The 17,385-nt window shown below is 70.1% G+C and carries 15 protein-coding genes; 9 read left to right on the top strand and 6 right to left on the bottom strand.

Going from position 1 to position 17,385, the window contains the following annotated elements; translation table 11 throughout:
* Positions 1–25 precede the first annotated feature (25 nt).
* Entirely contained in the window at positions 26–1,048 is a 1,023-nt protein-coding gene (locus MKK50_RS19500) for a PAS domain-containing protein (RefSeq protein ID WP_499024732.1), read from the top strand.
* A 115-nt stretch (positions 1,049–1,163) separates the two neighbouring features.
* Here the strand turns inward: MKK50_RS19500 and mnmE are convergent, their stop codons facing one another.
* The 3 genes from mnmE to MKK50_RS19485 all read right to left on the bottom strand — a co-directional run bounded on the left by mnmE (position 1,164) and on the right by MKK50_RS19485 (position 6,447).
* Positions 1,164–2,498 (bottom strand): tRNA uridine-5-carboxymethylaminomethyl(34) synthesis GTPase MnmE, encoded by a 1,335-nt coding sequence (gene mnmE, locus MKK50_RS19495; RefSeq protein WP_499024731.1) that lies wholly within the window; start codon positions 2,496–2,498, stop codon positions 1,164–1,166.
* A gap of 91 nt (positions 2,499–2,589) precedes the next feature.
* Positions 2,590–5,217: a leucine--tRNA ligase gene (gene leuS / locus MKK50_RS19490; RefSeq protein ID WP_499024730.1), complete on the bottom strand. Its 2,628-nt coding sequence runs from the start codon at positions 5,215–5,217 to the stop codon at positions 2,590–2,592.
* A 114-nt stretch (positions 5,218–5,331) separates the two neighbouring features.
* On the bottom strand, positions 5,332–6,447 hold the full coding sequence (locus tag MKK50_RS19485) for a DUF1963 domain-containing protein (RefSeq protein ID WP_499024728.1): 1,116 nt from the start codon (positions 6,445–6,447) through the stop codon (positions 5,332–5,334).
* A gap of 110 nt (positions 6,448–6,557) precedes the next feature.
* Between MKK50_RS19485 and MKK50_RS19480 the strand changes: the two genes are divergently transcribed.
* Positions 6,558–7,289, top strand: a complete 732-nt coding sequence (locus tag MKK50_RS19480; RefSeq protein WP_253373373.1) for a YggS family pyridoxal phosphate-dependent enzyme — start codon at positions 6,558–6,560, stop codon at positions 7,287–7,289.
* Positions 7,290–7,389: 100 nt separating this feature from the next.
* Here the strand turns inward: MKK50_RS19480 and MKK50_RS19475 are convergent, their stop codons facing one another.
* Complete coding sequence (locus MKK50_RS19475) at positions 7,390–7,983, bottom strand: L,D-transpeptidase family protein (protein ID WP_499024726.1); 594 nt, start codon at positions 7,981–7,983, stop codon at positions 7,390–7,392.
* Positions 7,984–8,273: 290 nt separating this feature from the next.
* On the opposite strand from MKK50_RS19475, the gene MKK50_RS19470 reads away from it, so the two are divergent.
* The 5 genes from MKK50_RS19470 (at position 8,274) to MKK50_RS19450 (ending at position 12,520) form a co-directional block, all read left to right on the top strand.
* The gene (locus MKK50_RS19470; protein ID WP_003601479.1) at positions 8,274–8,960 is read left to right on the top strand and encodes a response regulator transcription factor; all 687 of its coding nucleotides are present in this window, start codon (positions 8,274–8,276) and stop codon (positions 8,958–8,960) included.
* A 267-nt stretch (positions 8,961–9,227) separates the two neighbouring features.
* Entirely contained in the window at positions 9,228–9,695 is a 468-nt protein-coding gene (locus tag MKK50_RS19465) for a Crp/Fnr family transcriptional regulator (protein WP_499024724.1), read from the top strand.
* A gap of 62 nt (positions 9,696–9,757) precedes the next feature.
* Complete coding sequence (gene dapD / locus MKK50_RS19460) at positions 9,758–10,600, top strand: 2,3,4,5-tetrahydropyridine-2,6-dicarboxylate N-succinyltransferase (protein WP_499024723.1); 843 nt, start codon at positions 9,758–9,760, stop codon at positions 10,598–10,600.
* Complete coding sequence (locus MKK50_RS19455; protein WP_499024721.1) at positions 10,600–11,478, top strand: alpha/beta fold hydrolase; 879 nt, start codon at positions 10,600–10,602, stop codon at positions 11,476–11,478. Before dapD ends, MKK50_RS19455 begins: the two co-directional genes overlap by 1 nt.
* Before the next feature lie 163 nt (positions 11,479–11,641).
* Positions 11,642–12,520 (top strand): acid phosphatase, encoded by an 879-nt coding sequence (locus MKK50_RS19450; RefSeq protein ID WP_499024719.1) that lies wholly within the window; start codon positions 11,642–11,644, stop codon positions 12,518–12,520.
* Positions 12,521–12,550: 30 nt separating this feature from the next.
* Here the strand turns inward: MKK50_RS19450 and MKK50_RS19445 are convergent, their stop codons facing one another.
* Positions 12,551–13,852, bottom strand: a complete 1,302-nt coding sequence (locus tag MKK50_RS19445; RefSeq protein ID WP_499024718.1) for a thermonuclease family protein — start codon at positions 13,850–13,852, stop codon at positions 12,551–12,553.
* Positions 13,853–14,145: 293 nt separating this feature from the next.
* Positions 14,146–14,943 (bottom strand): hypothetical protein, encoded by a 798-nt coding sequence (locus tag MKK50_RS19440; protein WP_499024717.1) that lies wholly within the window; start codon positions 14,941–14,943, stop codon positions 14,146–14,148.
* 589 nt (positions 14,944–15,532) lie between these two features.
* Here MKK50_RS19440 and MKK50_RS19435 point away from each other — a divergent pair.
* Both MKK50_RS19435 and MKK50_RS19430 read left to right on the top strand, forming a co-directional pair.
* Positions 15,533–16,462: a lipid kinase gene (locus MKK50_RS19435; RefSeq protein WP_253373365.1), complete on the top strand. Its 930-nt coding sequence runs from the start codon at positions 15,533–15,535 to the stop codon at positions 16,460–16,462.
* Positions 16,463–16,478: 16 nt separating this feature from the next.
* On the top strand, positions 16,479–17,225 hold the full coding sequence (locus MKK50_RS19430; RefSeq protein WP_499024716.1) for a TerC family protein: 747 nt from the start codon (positions 16,479–16,481) through the stop codon (positions 17,223–17,225).
* The last annotated feature ends 160 nt before the right edge of the window (positions 17,226–17,385 follow it).

Genomic DNA, 17,385 nt, shown 5'->3' with positions numbered 1-17,385 from the left:
GCCGCAATCCTGCATCGGCTCGCCGATGAACGCGGCGGATTTCAGCTTCTCGTCGTCCGACTTCCTGCAGCTTCTGGAAAGTATCGGCCTCACCGGTACCTGGGGCTGGACGTTCGCGACGGGGGAACAGGTTTGGTCGCCCGGCCTTTTCCGCATGCTCGGGCTCGCTGTCGGCGAGACCACGCCGAGCTATGAGCGACTGATCCAGTTCGTCCATCCGGAGGATCAGGACCGGCTCGAACGTCCGGATGATGTCAGAGTCGAAGGCATGCTCGGCGCGCACACCGTCCGTGTGCTGCGCCCCGATGGAGTCCTGCGGATCCTGAGCCTTCGAGGTACCGTCTATCATACGCCCGAAGGCCGCCCGCGCGCGGCGGCCGGCATCGTGCTGGATGTGACGGATCGTGAGCAGATGGCGGCGTCGTTGCGCATGGAGCGCCGTCGCCAATGGGCTTTGTTCGAGGTGCTGCAATCCTGGTCGAACGCGGCGCTCTATGTCGGCGGGCAACGGACAGCGTCGCCCGAGATTCTCAGTCTGACCGGCGTGAGCCAGGATGTGTTCAAGGCGGATTGCGACCGGATCGTCGCCCCCGACGACCGCGCCCGCATGCGCGCGCATATTCAGGCCATGATTGCCGAGGGGAAGTCGTTCGAGGTCTCGAAACGCCTGCTCATGGCGGATGGTGACCAGGGCCAGTTCCGCTTCCTTTACACCCCCGTCCGCGACGCCGAGGGCCGCACCGAGACCTGGGCGACCTACGCATCGCGGCTGGGCGGCCCCAAGGCTCCGGTCATCGATCAGGTGCGTCGGGGACTGGTGCAGAGCATCGACAGCAGCCATCTGCGCGCGGCGCGTGCGCTGCTCGGCTGGTCGATGCAGGATCTGGCTCAGGCGGGCGGCCTGTCATTCGCCACTGTCCGACGCCTCGAGGAGAATGCCGGCGGGCGGCGCGCCCACAGCCATGAGAGGGCCGTGGCCGCGCTTCAGCGGGCAGGAATCGGCTTCCAGATCGTCGAGGGCAACCGTATCGCGGTATTCCGGCGCTAGAGCATCGTCCTGAAAGGTGGCTTCCGGCTTTCGGAAAAAGATGATGCAAAAACAAAAGGCTAGAGCATCGTCCTGGATCCGATACCCAGGACAATGCTCTAGCCACTCACGCCCACTACTTGCCGATGCAGAACCCAGAGAAGAGGCGGTCCAGCATCTCCTCGACGCCGACATGGCCCCCGACTTCGCCCAACGCCCGGACGGCGAGGCGGAGATCCTCCGCCACCAGTTCGGGCGGGAAGCCAACTGAAGCGCTAGCAACGCGGTCGAGATGATCCGCAGCCCGGGACAAGGCCTCGCGATGACGCTCGCGGGTGACGAGGGCGTCGCCCTGACCGAGGGCCGTTTGAGCTGCGGCCTGGATGGCATCCAGGAGCGCGTCGAGCCCAGCGCCCGTGACAGCCGAGACGGCGAGGCCGCCCGCCCCCGACACCTCCGGCGCAAGGTCGGTTTTCGTGCGAACGAGAAGGACGGGGACGTCCGCTGAAAGCCCGGTATCGGCATTGCCGTCCGTCGACACGAGATGGAGCACGAGGTCGGCGGTGCGGATACGACTTTGCGTGCGCTTGACGCCTTCCGCCTCGATCGCATCCGCCGTCTCGCGCAGGCCCGCGGTATCGACCAGCACAACCGGCAGCCCGCCGAGATCGCAGCGCACCTCAATGGCATCGCGGGTCGTACCGGGAATGTCCGAGACGATGGCCGCGTCGCGCCCGCTCAGCGCATTGAGCAGGGTCGATTTCCCAGCGTTGGGCGCCCCGGCCAGCACGACGCAGAAACCCTCGCGCAGACGCTCGCCCCGGCGTCCGTCGGCCAGCGCGGCTCGGATCGCATCGCGCAGGGCCGCGGCGCGGCCGGACAGGGCAGCGTCGAGACCGTCCTCATCGACATCGCCCTCATCGGCAAAATCGAGGGCCGCCTCCGCTCCGGCGAGCAGATCGATGCCGGTCTTGCGCCAGGTGGCGACCTGGCGGCCGAGGGCTCCGTCGAGCTGACGCAGAGCCTGGACACGCTGCGCTTCGGTCTCGGCGTCGATGAGGTCGGCGATGCCCTCCGCCTCGGTGAGGTCGACCCGGCCGTTGAGGAAGGCGCGGCGGCTGAACGCCCCGGCCTCCGCCGGGCGGCAGCCCGGCACGCGTCCGAGCGCTCCAAGCACGGCGGACCGCACGGCGAGGCCCCCATGCAGGTGCAGCTCGGCCATGTCCTCGCCGGTGGCAGTGGCAGGGCCTGGCAGCCATGCCACGAGGGCCTGATCGAGGATGCCGCGGGAGTCGGGGTCGCGCAGGCGGCGCAGGGAGAGACGGCGCGGCTCCGGGCGCCCGCCGGCCAGCCGGTCGAGCGCAAGCCCCGCCGCCGGCCCGCTGATGCGCACCACCGTCACCGCTGCACGGCCGAAGCCGCTCGCCGGGGCGAAGATGGTGTCGTCGCGGTGGGGAAGGGGTGGAGACATGACGGTAGAGGCTATCCCGCCGCCGCGCCCCATTCCTCTTGCGGGAGGAGGGACGCGGCAGCCGCGAGACCTATTTTAAACGAGAGGCCGGTCAGACCACCAGATTCACGATCCGCCCCGGCACGACGATGACCTTGCGCGGGGCCCGGCCTTCCAGAGCGCGCTGCACCGGTTCCAGGGCCAGCGTCGCCGCCTCGACGGCCCCCGCATCCGCGTCGCGCGGGACGGTCACGTCCGCCCGCTTCTTGCCGTTGATCTGAACCGGAAGGGTGATCTCGTCCTCGACGAGCAGCGCCTGATCGGCCACCGGCCAAGCCGTCTCTGCGACGAGCCCCTCCCCGCCCAGCACGCGCCAGGATTCCTCGGCAAGATGCGGCATCATCGGTGCGATGAGCTGGACGAGGATGCGGGCCGCCTCGCCCGCCGCGGCCTGCGAGGCACCGCCGCGCAGGCTCTCGTCGAGGGCGTTGGCCAGGGTGTAGATGTGGGCCACGCAGCGATTGAAGCGCAGGCGCTCGATATCTTCGCCGACGGCGGCGAGCGCCTTGTGGGCGGCCTTGCGCAAGGGTGTGTCGGCGGCGCCCCCAGGTCCGCTCGCGGTCGCCACTCCGTGGACGAGGCGCCAGACGCGCTGCACGAAGCGGGCGGCACCCTGCACGCCCTCCTCGGTCCAGATCACATCCCGCTCGGGCGGCGAGTCGGACAGCATGAACCAGCGCGCGGTGTCGGCGCCGTAGCTGGCGATGATGTCGTCGGGGTCGACGACGTTCTTCTTCGACTTCGACATCTTCTCGGTCGGGCCGATCTCGATCGGCTCGCCGGTTTTCACGTGAAAAGCCTTGCGCGCTCCGTCTTGCGTCTCGAAGCGAATCTCGGCGGGCGGCGTCCAGGCGCCGGCCGCATCCTTGTAGGTCTCGTGGACGACCATGCCCTGCGTGAACAGGCCGGCGAACGGCTCGGACACGCCGGACCAGCCCGTCGCCTGCATCGCCCGCATGAAGAAGCGCGAGTAGAGCAAGTGCAGGATCGCGTGCTCGACGCCGCCGATATACTGATCCACCGGCAGCCAGTGATCGATGGTCGTCCGGTCGGTCGGTGCGTCGGCGAGCCAGGGGGCGGTGAAGCGGGCGTAGTACCAGGACGAATCCACGAAGGTGTCCATGGTGTCGGTCTCGCGCCGGGCCGCCGCACCGCAGCGCGGGCACGGCACCTGACGCCATGCCTGATCCCGCTCCAGCGGATTGCCGGGCTGATCGAACGAGACCTCGTCCGGCAGCTTCACCGGCAGGTCTTCCACCGGCACGGGCACCGGGCCGCAGGCCTCGCAGTGGATGATCGGGATCGGGCAACCCCAATAGCGCTGGCGCGACACGCCCCAATCGCGGAGGCGGAACTGGACCTTCCGGCGAGCGACGGGCGCAACGCCGAGGGTCTCGCCCTCCAGCCGGTCGGCGACGGCCTTGAACGCGTCGTCCGTCGTCATGCCGTCGAGGAAGCGCGAGTGGATCATCCGCCCATCGCCGTCATAGGCGGTGTCGGTGATGACAAAGGCGTCCGGGTCCTGTCCCTCGGGGCAGACCACCGGTGTGTTGCCGAGCCCGTACTTGTTGGAAAAGTCGAGGTCGCGCTGGTCGTGGGCCGGGCAGCCGAACACCGCGCCGGTGCCGTACTCCATCAGCACGAAGTTCGCGACGAAGACCGGCAACTCCCAGGACGGATCGAGCGGGTGGCGCACCGTGAGCCCGGTGTCGTGCCCGAGCTTTTCGGCCGTATCGATCGCCTCCTGCGCCGTGCCGATGCGGCGGCACTCCTCGGCGAAGGCTTGCAACTCCGCGGCCTTCGGGCCGGATTCGGCCAGCGCCCTGGCGAGCGGGTGATCGACGGAGATCGCCAGGAACCGGGCACCGAACAGCGTGTCGGGGCGGGTGGTGTAGACCGCCACCTCGTCCGTGCCGGCGAACGGCGCGGACAGCGCGAAGCGCACCTCCAGCCCTTCAGAGCGGCCGATCCAGTTGCGCTGCATCAGCCGGACCTTTTCCGGCCAGCGCTCCAGCCCGTCGAGGGCGTCGTGCAGATCCTGCGCGAAATCGGTGATCTTGAAGAACCACTGGGTCAGCTCGCGCTGCTCGACCAGCGCGCCCGAGCGCCAGCCGCGCCCGTCGATGACCTGCTCGTTGGCGAGCACGGTGTGATCGACCGGGTCCCAGTTCACCTTCGCCGTGCGCCGGGTGACGAGCCCCTTGCCCAGGAAGTCGAGGAACATGCGCTGCTGGTGCTTGTAATAGTCAGGATCGCAGGTCGCGATCTCCCGGCTCCAATCCAGCGACAGGCCCATGCTCTGAAGCTGCCCGCGCATGGTCGCGATGTTAGCGTAGGTCCACTCCCGCGGGTTGACCTTGCGCTCCATGGCGGCGTTCTCGGCCGGCAGGCCGAAGGCGTCCCAGCCCATCGGGTGCAGCACGTTGTGGCCCTTGGCGCGCTTGTAGCGGGCCACCACGTCGCCCATCGCGTAGTTGCGCACATGGCCGATATGGATGCGCCCCGACGGGTAGGGGAACATCTCCAGCACGTAGTACTTCGGTCGGGCGTCGTCGTTCTTCGTCTCGAACAGCTTGGCCGCGTCCCAGGCCTGCTGCCAGCGCGGCTCGGCGTCCTTGGCGTTGTAACGCTCGTGGTGGCGCTCTTGCGCTGTCGGAGAGGGCTGTGCGGAGTCGGTCATCGGGGGCGCCGGGATCAGCGTAAGAAGGAGGTGGGCCGTACGCGAGGCTGTCGCGGGGGCCGAAGCCCGGCACCTAGCATATCCGTGCGGTCAAGGGTCAACGATCGGCGCGGTTCAGGTCTGCTGATAGACCGCCACGACCCGATCGAAGCGCCGCTCGGCAAGATCGGAGGCGCGGATCAGGAAGTAGACGGTGCCCTCCCCGTTCTCCTGCAGGAAGTCGCCGACATCGATCTGCAAGAGGAGGCGCCAGGAGCGTGCGCCGGTCTCGATTGCAGGCTTGTGCGCCCTCCATTCCTCCTGGCTGAGATGCTGCATGCCGAAGCGCGAGACGACCTCCGCCTCGAAGCGCGGATCGCTTTGTTCCGGCAGCGGCGAGCCGAGGAGCTGGTTGCGCCGCCCGGCATTGGCGGCCCCGTAATAGCTGTCGAAGGCCTTCGCGAAGAGGTCCTGATAGGCGTCGTGAAAGCTCTCCTCACCCTCGGTGCGGAGCGCTAACGCCGCCTTCAGGGCCGGTTGAGCGTCCATCTCCAGGCTCTCGATGGCCGGCGGGCGCAGGGTGGCGTGCAGGCTCATCGGCCGGGCCGGGCCGCCATAGGGCGTGCCGGAGCCGGGCTTCGGGAGGGGCAGCTTGAACTGCCGGTTTGTCTTCGCGATCTCAGCCCGGTGCGCATCGGCCGCCGCCGCGAGGTCGGCGGGGATGGTCTGGGGGGCGAGGCCTTCGCGCGGGCTCTCGTCCCAGATCACGCGGGCGGACTCGGTGCCGTTGTCCCACGGGCCGGCGGAGAGATCGTAGAAGAACAGCAGCCGCCCGTGCCCCGGCAGGGCGGCGGCGGGACCGCCCTCTCCCATCGTCGGCTCCTTGGCCGACTCCTTGGCCGCCTTCTTGGCCGGCCCTTCGGCCTGCCCCCTCGCCTCCCGGAGATCGACCTGCGCGAAGAGGGCGTAGGGCAACTCCTTGCGGAAGTGCCGCCGCATGTCCTCCCCGGCATCCGCGTTCCCTCGCTTGGCGATGGCCTCCGCATCGGCAGGCATGGCCCGGCGCGGCCAGGTCAGCCCCGGCGGAAGGTCCGGTGTCCCGCCGATCCGCGTGCCGCCGACGCTTCCCTTGTCCGTCGGCAGCGGACGAAACACGACGGTCGGCACCAGCGCCCCGACCACCCTCTCGACCTGTGGGCGCGCAAAGTGCTGCGCGAGTTGGGCCTGGGCGTCGGCGGGCGTATCGAACATCGGCGGGGCTTCTCCGTTCGGATCGGGAGAGGCCAGGATATCGCGGGCGCGAAGCAGGGAAACACCCCGCGACCCTTGAAGTCGTGTCTGCGCCGCCGCAAGGAGGGCCCATGATGGATGAGAGCCAAACCCCGGATCAGACCCTCGACGCCAAGCCGCCGGTGGGTGAGGCCGATGTCGCGGCCGGGCTCGCGGAGGTACGCGCGAGCATCCGCCGGGCCGCCGAGGACAACGAGCGCGATCCGGCCGGCGTCCACCTCGTCGCCGTTTCGAAGACGGTGCCGGCCGAGGGCATCCTGCCGGCGCTGGAGGCCGGCCAGCGGATTTTCGGTGAGAACTACGTGCAGGAATCGCGGGCCAAGTGGCCGGCGCTGCGGGAGCGCTATCCGGATGTCGAACTGCATCTCGTCGGCCCGCTCCAGTCGAACAAGGCGCGTGAGGCGGTCGAGCTGTTCGACGTGATCCACGCCCTCGACCGGCTGTCGCTCGCCGCGGCGCTCGCCAAGGAGATCGAGCGGAGCGGCCGGGCGCCCAAGCTCCTGATCCAGGTCAATACCGGCGGCGAGACGCAGAAGGCGGGCGTCTCCCCCGATCAGGTCGATGTTCTGCTCTCGGAGTGCCGTGAAACCCACAATCTCGCGATCCACGGCCTGATGTGCATCCCGCCGGCCGAAGACCCGCCCTCCCCTCATTTCGCCCTGCTGGCCCGCATTGCCGAGCGCCACGGCCTACCGATCCTGTCGATGGGCATGAGCGCGGATTTTCCGGCCGCGATCCAGATGGGCGCCACCCATGTCCGCGTCGGCACGGCCATCTTCGGCCGGCGGACGAAGCGGGCCTGACCCGCCTGCGACCAACGGGCCGGCCTGTCCTTCGCGCAGACGGCCGCTCGGTTCCGGTAAAACCCTGATGCGCCTCAAGGATTAGCCGGTTAATGACAGGTTATCTCCCAATCTTCATCCGCGTTCCCGGCCCGAGGCGGCGGAGCAGGCGCAGCAGGTCGGCGGGTTTCAGGGCGACGCAGCCTTCCGTCGGGCGGTAGCCGCTGCGTGCGATGTGCAGGAAGATCGCCGAGCCCCGGCCCGGACGGATCGGACCGCGGTTGTAATCGAGGTCGATCACGAGGTCGTAGAGTCCGTCGTCGCGCCAGAGCTGCTCGGCGCTCGCCGCCGTGCTCGGCAGCCGGATCGGCTGGTTGTAGCGGCGGTCCTGAGGCGCGTCGCACCAGCCGTCGTCACGTCGCGTGGCCCGCAGAGGGAGCGCGCTGATGGGGCGGACGGGGAAGCGGTCGGGCCGGTAGAAGCCGCCGCGCAGGCGAAAGACACCCCGCGGCGAGGCCCCGTCCCCTTCCCGCTTCTGCGTTGTGATGCCGGAGCGCCCGAGGGCACAGGGGATCACGACCCCGCCTGCGATCAGCGTGCCGCGGGTCGGGTCGCCCGGCAGCGGGCGTACCCGCAGCAGATCGAGGGTGCCGGTCCGTCTCCCCTGTCCTGTCGCGGCGATCCCGGTCCACTTCGCAACTTGAGCGCGCCGCATTGCCAGTTTGTCCCAGCTTGTTCCGAGCTTTGCCCGGCCTGACGTCGTGTCGCGGCAGAGAAAGGTGGAAGATGGCGAAAATTCTGCATAAGCGCGCAATCCGGATTTCCCGGCGCGTAAAACGAACTAGGTTTGTCGTCAGGCGGCACCGCATGGGTTCCGTCCGCGGCCAGCCAATGGGCGATATGCCTATTCGAATCGGCGTGCCGCGATGAAATCGTCTTGGCCGCCTGCCGGATCTCTGTGCGAAGTCCAGGTGGCCGGAATGCTTGTTGAGAGCCGCTGCGTCGATGTCCAACCCCTATTGCCTCCTCGTCTGTGACGACGACGACGCCCTGCGTGAGGCATTGACGGAACAGATCGACGCCTATGACGAATTCTCCGTCATCGGCGAGCCGACGGCGACCGGGGCGCTGAACCGTGTCACGCAGGAGCCGGTCGATCTCGTGGTGATGGATGTCGCGCTGCCGGACATGGACGGGCGCGAGGCGGTGCGGACCCTGCGCCGCAACGGCTATCGCGGCCCGATCATCATGCTGACCGCCCAGGAATCCGACGACGACATGGTCGAGGGCCTGGAGGCGGGCGCCAACGATTACGTGGTCAAACCGTTCAAGTTCGCCGTTCTGCTCGCCCGCATCCGGGTGCAGCTGCGCCAGCACGAGGCGAGCGAGGATGCGGTGTTCCGCATCGGCCCCTACACCTTCCGGCCGGGTGCCAAGCTGCTGGTCGGCGAGCGCGGCTCCAAGCTGAAGCTCACCGAGAAGGAGACGGCGATTCTGCGCTACCTCTATCGGGCGGGCCGCGAGGTGGTGGGGCGCGATACGCTGCTCGCCGAGGTGTGGGGCTACAACGCCCACGTCACCACCCACACCCTCGAAACGCACATCTACCGGCTGCGCCAGAAGATCGAGCCGAACCCAGCGGTCGCCGCGATCCTCGTCACCGAAGGCGGCGGCTACAAATTGCTACCCTGAAGGCCGATTCGGCGCCGGTATCCACCGTCCCGCACAGCACGCGGCCGGGTGACGTATCGCGCCGCCTCCGCATCGGTTAAGCTTGCGCCCGGACAGTCAAGCATCGTCCCGGAAGGTGGTCGCCGGCTTTCGGAGTGAGAGTGCCTTACAGAACTCCCGATCACCGATCGTTTCCCTTCCGGGCACGGCGGCGCAGCGGGCGTTTCGTGAGAGACACCGAGGCGATGCAACAGGCGTAGCGTATCGCGGCCGAGGGGCGGAGAGGCGTTGGGGCTCGACGACGACATCGCGATCCTCGCCGCGGCCCCCGTGTTCGAGCTGTTCGGACGCGACGCCCTGCGCCTGCTCTGCTTTGCCGGTGAGCGCCGCCTCCTGGGGGAGGGCGACCTGCTGTTCGCCCGCGGCGAGCCGTCGGATGGCGGTTACGTCGTCATGTCCGGCACCATCGCGCTCGTCCCCCTGCGGTCCGGTACGGAGCCGGTCACGGTGTCCCGCTCCGGGGTCATCGGGCGCAACGCCCTCTTCCGCCCGGTCGAGCGGCCGGCGGAGGCGCGCGCGGTCGAGCCTGCCGAAGTGATGCGCGTGACGCCCTCGGTGATGAGCCGTGTCCTGCGCGAGTTTCCCGACGCGGCGGCGGCGATCCGTGACGGCATGGCCGAGGAGCTGCTCGATCTGGTGCAGGGTCTGTCCGGCGTGCGCGAGCGACTTGTGGGCCTCGCGCCACGCAAACGGTGACAGGACCGGACGGCTTTTGTAAGCACGACCACCTTTCGCGCCTTCTCGTCCGGAAAGCCCCGATGTCACACGCCGATCTCGAAAAGACCATCGAAGCCGCCTGGGAGGAGCGCGCCGGCATCTCGACCGCGACCACCGGCGCGGTGCGCGAGGCGGTGGACGAGGCGCTGAACCTGCTCGATTCCGGTCAGGCCCGCGTCGCCGAGAAGGCGGGTGAGTCCTGGCAGGTCAACCAGTGGCTCAAGAAGGCGGTGCTGCTCTCCTTCCGCCTCAACGACATGGTGCCGATCGAGGGCGGCCCCGGCTCCTCCCCGTGGTGGGACAAGGTGCCCTCGAAGTTTTCCGGTTGGGGCGAGGCCGAGTTCCGCGCCGCGGGCTTCCGCGCCGTGCCGGGCTGCTTCGTGCGCCGCGGCTCCTACATCGCGCCGGGCGCGGTGCTGATGCCGAGCTTCATCAACCTCGGCGCCCATGTCGGCGAGGGCACCATGGTCGATACCTGGGTGACGATCGGCTCCTGCGCCCAGGTCGGGAAGAACTGTCACATCTCGGGCGGCGCCGGCATCGCCGGCGTGCTGGAGCCGCTCCAGGCCAACCCGGTCATCATCGAGGACAACTGCTTCGTCGGCGCCCGCGCCGAGGTCGCCGAAGGCGTGATCATCGGCGAGGGCTCGGTCCTGTCGATGGGCGTGTACATCGGCGCCTCGACCCGCATCATCGACCGCAATACGGGCGAGACCTTCTACGGCCGCGTGCCGCCCTACTCCGTGGTGGTATCGGGCACGACGCCCGGCAAGCCGCTGCCCGACGGTACCCCCGGCCCCGGCCTCTACTGCGCCGTGATCGTCAAGCGCGTCGATGCCGGTACCCGCGCCAAGACCGGTATCAACGAGCTGCTGCGGACCTGATGGCGTCGGCCAGCCCGTCGCCCGCCACCCGGACCCTCGACCTCACCGTCGCGGGGCACCGGGTGGCGACGCCCTGTGCCGTGATCGGGGAGGGCGCCGACGCGTTGCTCCTGCCCGCCCTTTCCTCGATCTCGGCGCGCGAGGAGATGCTGCCCCTCGCCCGCGAACTCGGCGCGACGCATCGCTGCCTCGTGCCCGACTGGCCGGGCTTCGGCGCGCATCCGCGGGCCCGGCTGCCGCTGAATCCCGCCAACCTCCACGCCTTCCTCGATGCGCTGCTGGCGGCCGCACCCGGCCCCTACGCGCTCGGCATCGCCGCGGGCCACGCCGCGCCCTACCTCGTCGCCGCCGCACGCCGCGATCCCGGCGCGTTTGCACGGCTCGTGCTCGTGGCGCCGACCTGGCGCGGGCCCCTGCCGACCGCCATGGGGCCGGAGCGCGCCGCGTGGTTCGGCCGAATTCGTCGCGCGGTCGAGACGCCGCTCCTCGGCGAAGCGCTCTACCGGATCAACATCAGCCGGCCGATCATCGGGCGGATGATGCGCGCCCATGTCTATGCCGAGCCGGCGCATGTCACGCCGGCCGTGATCGCCGCCAAGCACCGCATCACCCGCCAGAGCCGGGGCCGATTCGGCACCGCGGCCTTCGTCACGGGCGGCCTCGATCCGGCCTCTTCGCGCGAGCAATTCCTGGCTTCGTTCGGGGACGATCTGCCGCCCGTGCAGGTGCTGCGTCCGGAGAAGGCGCCGCGCCGCTCGGGCGCCGAGATGGATGCGTTGATCGGCACGGGCCGCGTCTCGGCTCTCACCGTACCGGGGGCGCTGAGCGCCCACGAGGAGTTCTTCCGCGAGGTCGCCGCCGCGATCCGGACGCCCTGACGCCAGGCCGAAAAAGCGCTGCGGCCTGACACCGGATTGGGACTGTGACGCATCCGTCGCACGTCCCTTCTAGACAGGCCGGAAGCATCAGTTCGAAACTGAAGCCCGCTCCTGGCCTCCGCCACGATCCATTCAGCCCCGGCGCCTGAAAGCTTCTCCTCCGATGACCCGCCCGACCCGTGCGCCGGTGCGCTTGGCCGCCCTGGTGGCGCTGACCCTCGCCGTCCCGCTGCTCCAAATCGCCCCCGTCAAGGCCGAGCCGGCGGCACCGGCCAGTCCGGCGACCTCCGCGCCCTCTCTGGAGAAGGACAAGCTCGCGGCCGCTGCCCCGAAGGGCTATCTCAGCGAGGAGGCGACGCCGAACCTCGTGGCGATCCTGCCCCCGCCCCCCGCGGGCCACTCGGCGGCGGAGGCGGCGGACCGGGCGGTCTACAACGCGACCCGGGCCTTCCAGGGTAGCCCGCGCTGGGCGCTCGCCACCAACGACGTCGCCGATGGCGGCGCCGCGCTTCTCGAGGACTATGCCTGCGTCCTCGGCCAGCGCATCGACCAGGGGGGCGTGCCCGACCTGATGCGGCTCCTCGACCGGGCCCGCATCGACATCGCCCGCGCCACCCGTGTGGCCAAACGGCGCTACCGCCGTCTGCGCCCCTTCGTCGGCAACGATCTGCCGATCTGCGTCGCCCGCACGGCCGAGCTCGCCGACAGCTTCAGCTATCCCTCCGGCCATTCCGGCCAGGGCTGGGCCTACGGGATGATCATGGCGAACCTGATGCCGGAGAAGGCGACGCAGTTCCTGGTGCGGAGCCGGCTCTACGGCGAGAGCCGAGTGGTGTGCGGCGTCCACTGGCTCAGCGATGTCGAGGCCGCCCGCACCGGCGCCTCGGCGCTGGTCGCCGTGCTGCTCGCCGATCCCGAGTTCCGCATCGATCTGGAGCGCGCCCGGGCCGACCTCAAACGCGCGCTGAGCGGGGAGGGGGCAAAGCCTGACCCCACGCTCTGTGCCCGTGAGGATGCGGCCGCGCGCCAGCCCTTGCTTTGAAGAGGCCGGGATAGGCCCGGACCCAACGCCTCACCGCTTCCAGACGCCGAGCCGCTCGGTGCGGGCGTGATCCTCGGCCGCCGCGAGATCCGGCGTCGCCTCGGATGAGGCGCGACCGCCGCCGTTGAACAGCACCACCTCGGAGAGGTCGCGGCCCTCCACGGTGCAGATATGCGCGCTGCTGCCGGGCGCGGGCTGGCAGGTCACTGAGCGCTTGCGGAGATACTTATTTAGCTCGTCGGACTGGCCGCCGCGGACCCACTCGACGCCGAACAGGCGCACGACCTTGCCGCCGACGCGCAGCGTCGCCGTGTCGATCACCTCCGGCACGCCGACGATGGCGTTGGCGCCCTTGCGCGGCGCCTCCGGCTCGGGCGGACGCTCGGCCGTGGTCCCCGGCGCGTCCGCGGGTGGTGCATCGGGAGCCGGCTCCTCCGCGGCCGGGACGCGCTCCGAGGCCGGCGGCGATCCGGTGGGCGTCGTCTGCGGGGCCTGGGTTTCGGCGGTCTGCTGGACGGGGCGACCGGCTTCCTCCGTATCGCGTCCGCTCAGGGAGAGCGCCGCGACGAGGCCTGCGCCCGCCAAGGCGCCGAACGCCATCAGCAGAACCGGCCGGCGGCTTCCCGCAGCGAAGGCATCCTCCGCGAGGTCGCGCATCCGGTTCGCCGTCTGGCGGGGCTGAATCCCGCCGGCCACGCGCCGCCAGCCGTCTCCGACGCGGGCGCGCGCACCGGCAAGGCGCTCCGCCGCGTTCGGCGACGACGCGGCCGGATCGAGGGAGGCGCCGACCGGTGCGGGCCGCGGCCGGGCCTTCAGCCGTTCGGCGAGGCGGCTGCGCCAGCCTTCGACGGTCTCGCTCGCGGCGCTCGCGAGCGCCCGGCTGCGCTCGGCGGAGCTGTTCGCCAGGGAGCGCGCCAGCGCCGACTGCGTCTCCACGAAGCGGGCGCCCGCGGCCCGCACGTCGGCGATGGTGTCGCGGGCGGGTTCCGGCTCCGGTTCGGGGGCAGGGGGGAGAAACAGCGGTGCGTGCTGCTCCCGAAGTTCCTCAACGAGGTCGTGAAGGGTCAGCGGCACGCCGGCACCCGCCTCGCCCCGCAGGCGCACCGTGCCGGTGCGATCGACGATCCGGTAGCCGGGCACCCCGTCGGCGGGCAAGACGAAGCCTTCGGCGATCAGGGCCAGCGTCCGGCGTGCCACCGGTCGCGCGCCGCGTCGGTCGAGCTCGGCCAGGATCAGCGCGCGGATCCGGCGGTCGTCCTCGGAGACCGGCGCCTCCGGCGGGGCCGCCGTCTCGTCCTTGCTCCGACCTGCGGCCTTTGCCGATCCCTTCACGCGTGCGATGCCCTGTTCTCGTTCGTCGCCGGGGCGCCCCTCACGGCGGCGCCCGTCGGCTGCTTCTACAACATGGACCGGCCGGAGTATCCGGTCGATGCGGCGGCTGATCCCGCAGGATGACCGCCCAAGGCGAACACCCTGATTTCCCACCCGGCCTCAATCGCCTGCGCCCGCCTCCGCGGACTTATGCTTCCCGCGCCGCTCGATGCTCTCCGAGGCTCACGCCCCAAAGAGCACGCTCTTCGCGCCGGCAAGCCACTCATGCGGCTTCGAGCGATGGACCCCGATCGTCAGGCCCCTGCCCGGCTCAGGACGCGGCTCGACTCCGACACGATGACCGGTGCGCCTCCGGCAAAGCTCACCGTCAGCGTGAGTTCGGCCACCCCCTGCGAACGCGCACCGCGGGCCGGGCTGACCGCCGTGAAATCGTGGACGATGCGCACGAGGCAGGTGGCGCTGGGTCCGTCGCAGGCGATCCGCGGCTCCCCGTGCGGCTCGTAGCGCCGCTCGGGCCAGCGCCGCGCGAAGCGCCGCTTCTCAGCCAGGAGCGCGTTGGTGGTCATGACACGGCCGTGGAAGCGCACCGAGCTGCCATAGAAGCGGGGCGCGGCGGACAGCATCGCGCCGTTGGGCGCCGACACGCTGTCGAGATAGCCGAAACTCAGGCGACGCGCCGCCACGGCCCAATCGGAGAAGCGCGGATCCGGCTCGGCGCGGGCCAGGTTCGCGGCGGGCGGCGGGGCAGGGCGGTGCATCCGGGCGGTGTGGGCGTGCCCCTCGTCGCGCGCCCGCTCGCGGATCGCGGCTCGGCGGGCGCGGCGCATCTCGGCGGCGCGGGTGCGGTCCTGGCGGTGCATGTCCCGCCGGGCGGGGGCGGGGGCGGTGGCCCGGCGCGAACGGGTCCCGGCCTCCGGTTCGGCCTCGAAACGGGGGGCGGATTTGGCCGCCGGCTTCGTCCGCTCGCTGCCAGCGGGGGCGGCGTCGGATTTGGCGGGTGGGTCGATCCAGTTCGATCCCTGCTGGGCCAGGGCGCCTCCCGTCGCGCAGGCCGAGGAGAGGAGAAGAGTCAGAAACAGGACGGGGCGCATGACGGGACCGATCGGGCGAGCAGGCCTGAAGGTGCCTCGCGGAAGGCCGGGTCACCGGCGGCGCTCACCTCGGAAGGGTGACGGCGGCCGGCACTCCGCGGAAGGCGGTCGGTGAGAGGGAACGCGTGACGGCACCGCTACGGTTCCACGCCTTTCCGCCACCGGCTGAGTGCCTACACCGAGTCGGGCGCCCGTGCGACCGATGCCTTCACCGGAAGGCCTGTTACCCCCGCTGTCCAAGCTTCCCTGGTCACGGCCCCTGGTGCCGGGCCCGCGCCAAGCGCCCTCGCACGCACCCTTTCCCCGTGCCCTTGCGCCGCGCCCTTGCCATCGCGCGGGAAGTGCCCACCTTGAGCATGACGTTCCCGGCTCGTCCTGCGTGCGAATGCAGCAGGCCGAGCGCCCTTGGTGCCAAGCATCGAGCGGGGCCGCCGAGGACGGGGCCGGGCCCCTCCGACGGTCGAGGCGTCGACCGTGATGTCGGATTTTTCACCGCTGGCGCGAACGCGGCGCGTAAAGCGTGCGAGGATATTCCTGTGCCGGCCATGTTGGTTTTCCTGTTCCGGCCCCATGCGAGCGGAGCAGCGGCTTGAGCGCGACCTCGGAGACCGGGAAGCGCCGCGCGCTCCTTCTCGTGAACGCCAAGGCTCGCAGCGGGTCCGCGTCGCTGGATGCGATCCGCACGATTCTGCGCGAGGGGGGGCTCGACCTCGTCGAGCCGGAGGACAGCGCCGATTGCAAGGAGGTGATCGGGCGGCATGCGTCCTCCGTCGATCTGGTGATCCTCGGGGGTGGCGACGGCACCATGAACGCGGCTGCACCCGCCCTGGTCGAGACGGGGCTGCCCTTCGGCATCCTGCCGCTCGGCACCGCCAACGATCTCGCCCGCTCCCTCGGCCTGCCCCTCGAGCCGGAGCCGGCCGCCCGCTTGATCCCCACGGCGCCGGAGAAGGCGATCGACCTCGGCTGGGTCAACGGGCACCTTTATTTCAACGTGGCGAGCGTCGGCTTTTCCGCAGATCTCGCCAGCGAGCTGACGGCGGAGGCCAAGAAGACCTGGGGCACGGTGGGCTATGCCATCGCCGCCTTCCGGCTTCTGCGCCGCGCCCGTCCCTTCACCGTGACGATCGAGCATGACGGCCGCACCGAGAAGGTCACGACCATCCAGGCTTCGGTCGGCAACGGGCGCCATTACGGCGGTGGCATGACCGTGCAGGAAGACGCCACCGTCGATGACGGACGGCTCGACTTCTACAGCTTGGAGGTCGCCCATTGGTGGCGGCTGATCGCGCTGCTGCCGGCCCTGCGCCGCGGGACCCACGGCAAGGCAGCGGATGTGCGTGCGTTCGAGACCACGGAGCTGATGCTGAAGACCCGCAAGCCGCGGGCGGTCAACACCGACGGTGAGTTGACGACCTGGACGCCGGCCCATTTCAAGGTGATGCCGAAGGCGGTGCGGGTTCTCGCGCCGCCGGACGCCGCGCCCGTCGCCACGAGCCGGTTCCCTCTTCCCTTCTGAACCCTCGGATCCGCCCGTGGACAGCCTGCTTCACCTCGCCGCCGACCCCACCGCCTGGGCGGCGCTGGCGACCCTCGTGGTGATGGAGGTCGTCCTCGGCATCGACAACCTGATCTTCATCTCGATCGTCACAAACAAGCTGCCCGAGGCCGAGCGGAGCCGGGCGCGGCGCTTGGGCATCGGCCTCGCCCTGATCCTGCGGCTGGCGCTGCTCGGCACGGTGGCCTGGATCGTCCACCTGACCGAGCCGGTCTTCGCGGTGCTGGGCAAGAGTTTCTCCTGGCGCGATCTCATCCTCATTGCGGGCGGCCTGTTCCTGCTGTGGAAGGCGACCAAGGAGATTCATTACAGCGTCGATCCGAGCCCGGAGGAGAAGCCCGGCAGCCGGGCGGCGCTCACCTTCGGCTCGGCCATCGGCCAGATTCTGGTGCTCGACCTCGTCTTCTCGATCGATTCGATCATCACCGCCGTCGGCATGACCGAGCACGTGCCGATCATGGTCATCGCCGTCGTCGCCGCCGTGACCGTGATGCTGATCGCCGCCGACCCGCTGTCGCGCTTCATCGCCGCCAACCCCACCGTGGTGATGCTGGCGCTCGGCTTCCTCATCATGATCGGCATGACGCTGCTCGCCGAAGGTTTCGGGGCGCATGTGCCGAAGGGCTACATCTACACCGCCATGGCGTTCTCGGCCGGTGTGGAGGGCCTCAACATGGTGGCCCGCCGCCGCAGGCGGGCGAAGACGCCAATGGGTGGCGCCTGAAGCGCGGCAGTTTTCCCGTGAAAACTGCCGGGAGATGCTGGGACGTCATACGTCCTCCGCTCCCGAGGCCGTGCCGGCTCGGATGGCGATGTTTCTCGGGGCGCGGATGCGATCGATCCGAGCGAACCGGTCAACGGACGGTAAGGCATGAAGGCCGATC

It is taken from the genome of Methylobacterium sp. J-043 (genome assembly GCF_022829505.1).
Lineage (GTDB): Bacteria > Pseudomonadota > Alphaproteobacteria > Rhizobiales > Beijerinckiaceae > Methylobacterium > Methylobacterium extorquens_A.
This window is presented reverse-complemented; position numbering and strand designations above follow the sequence as displayed.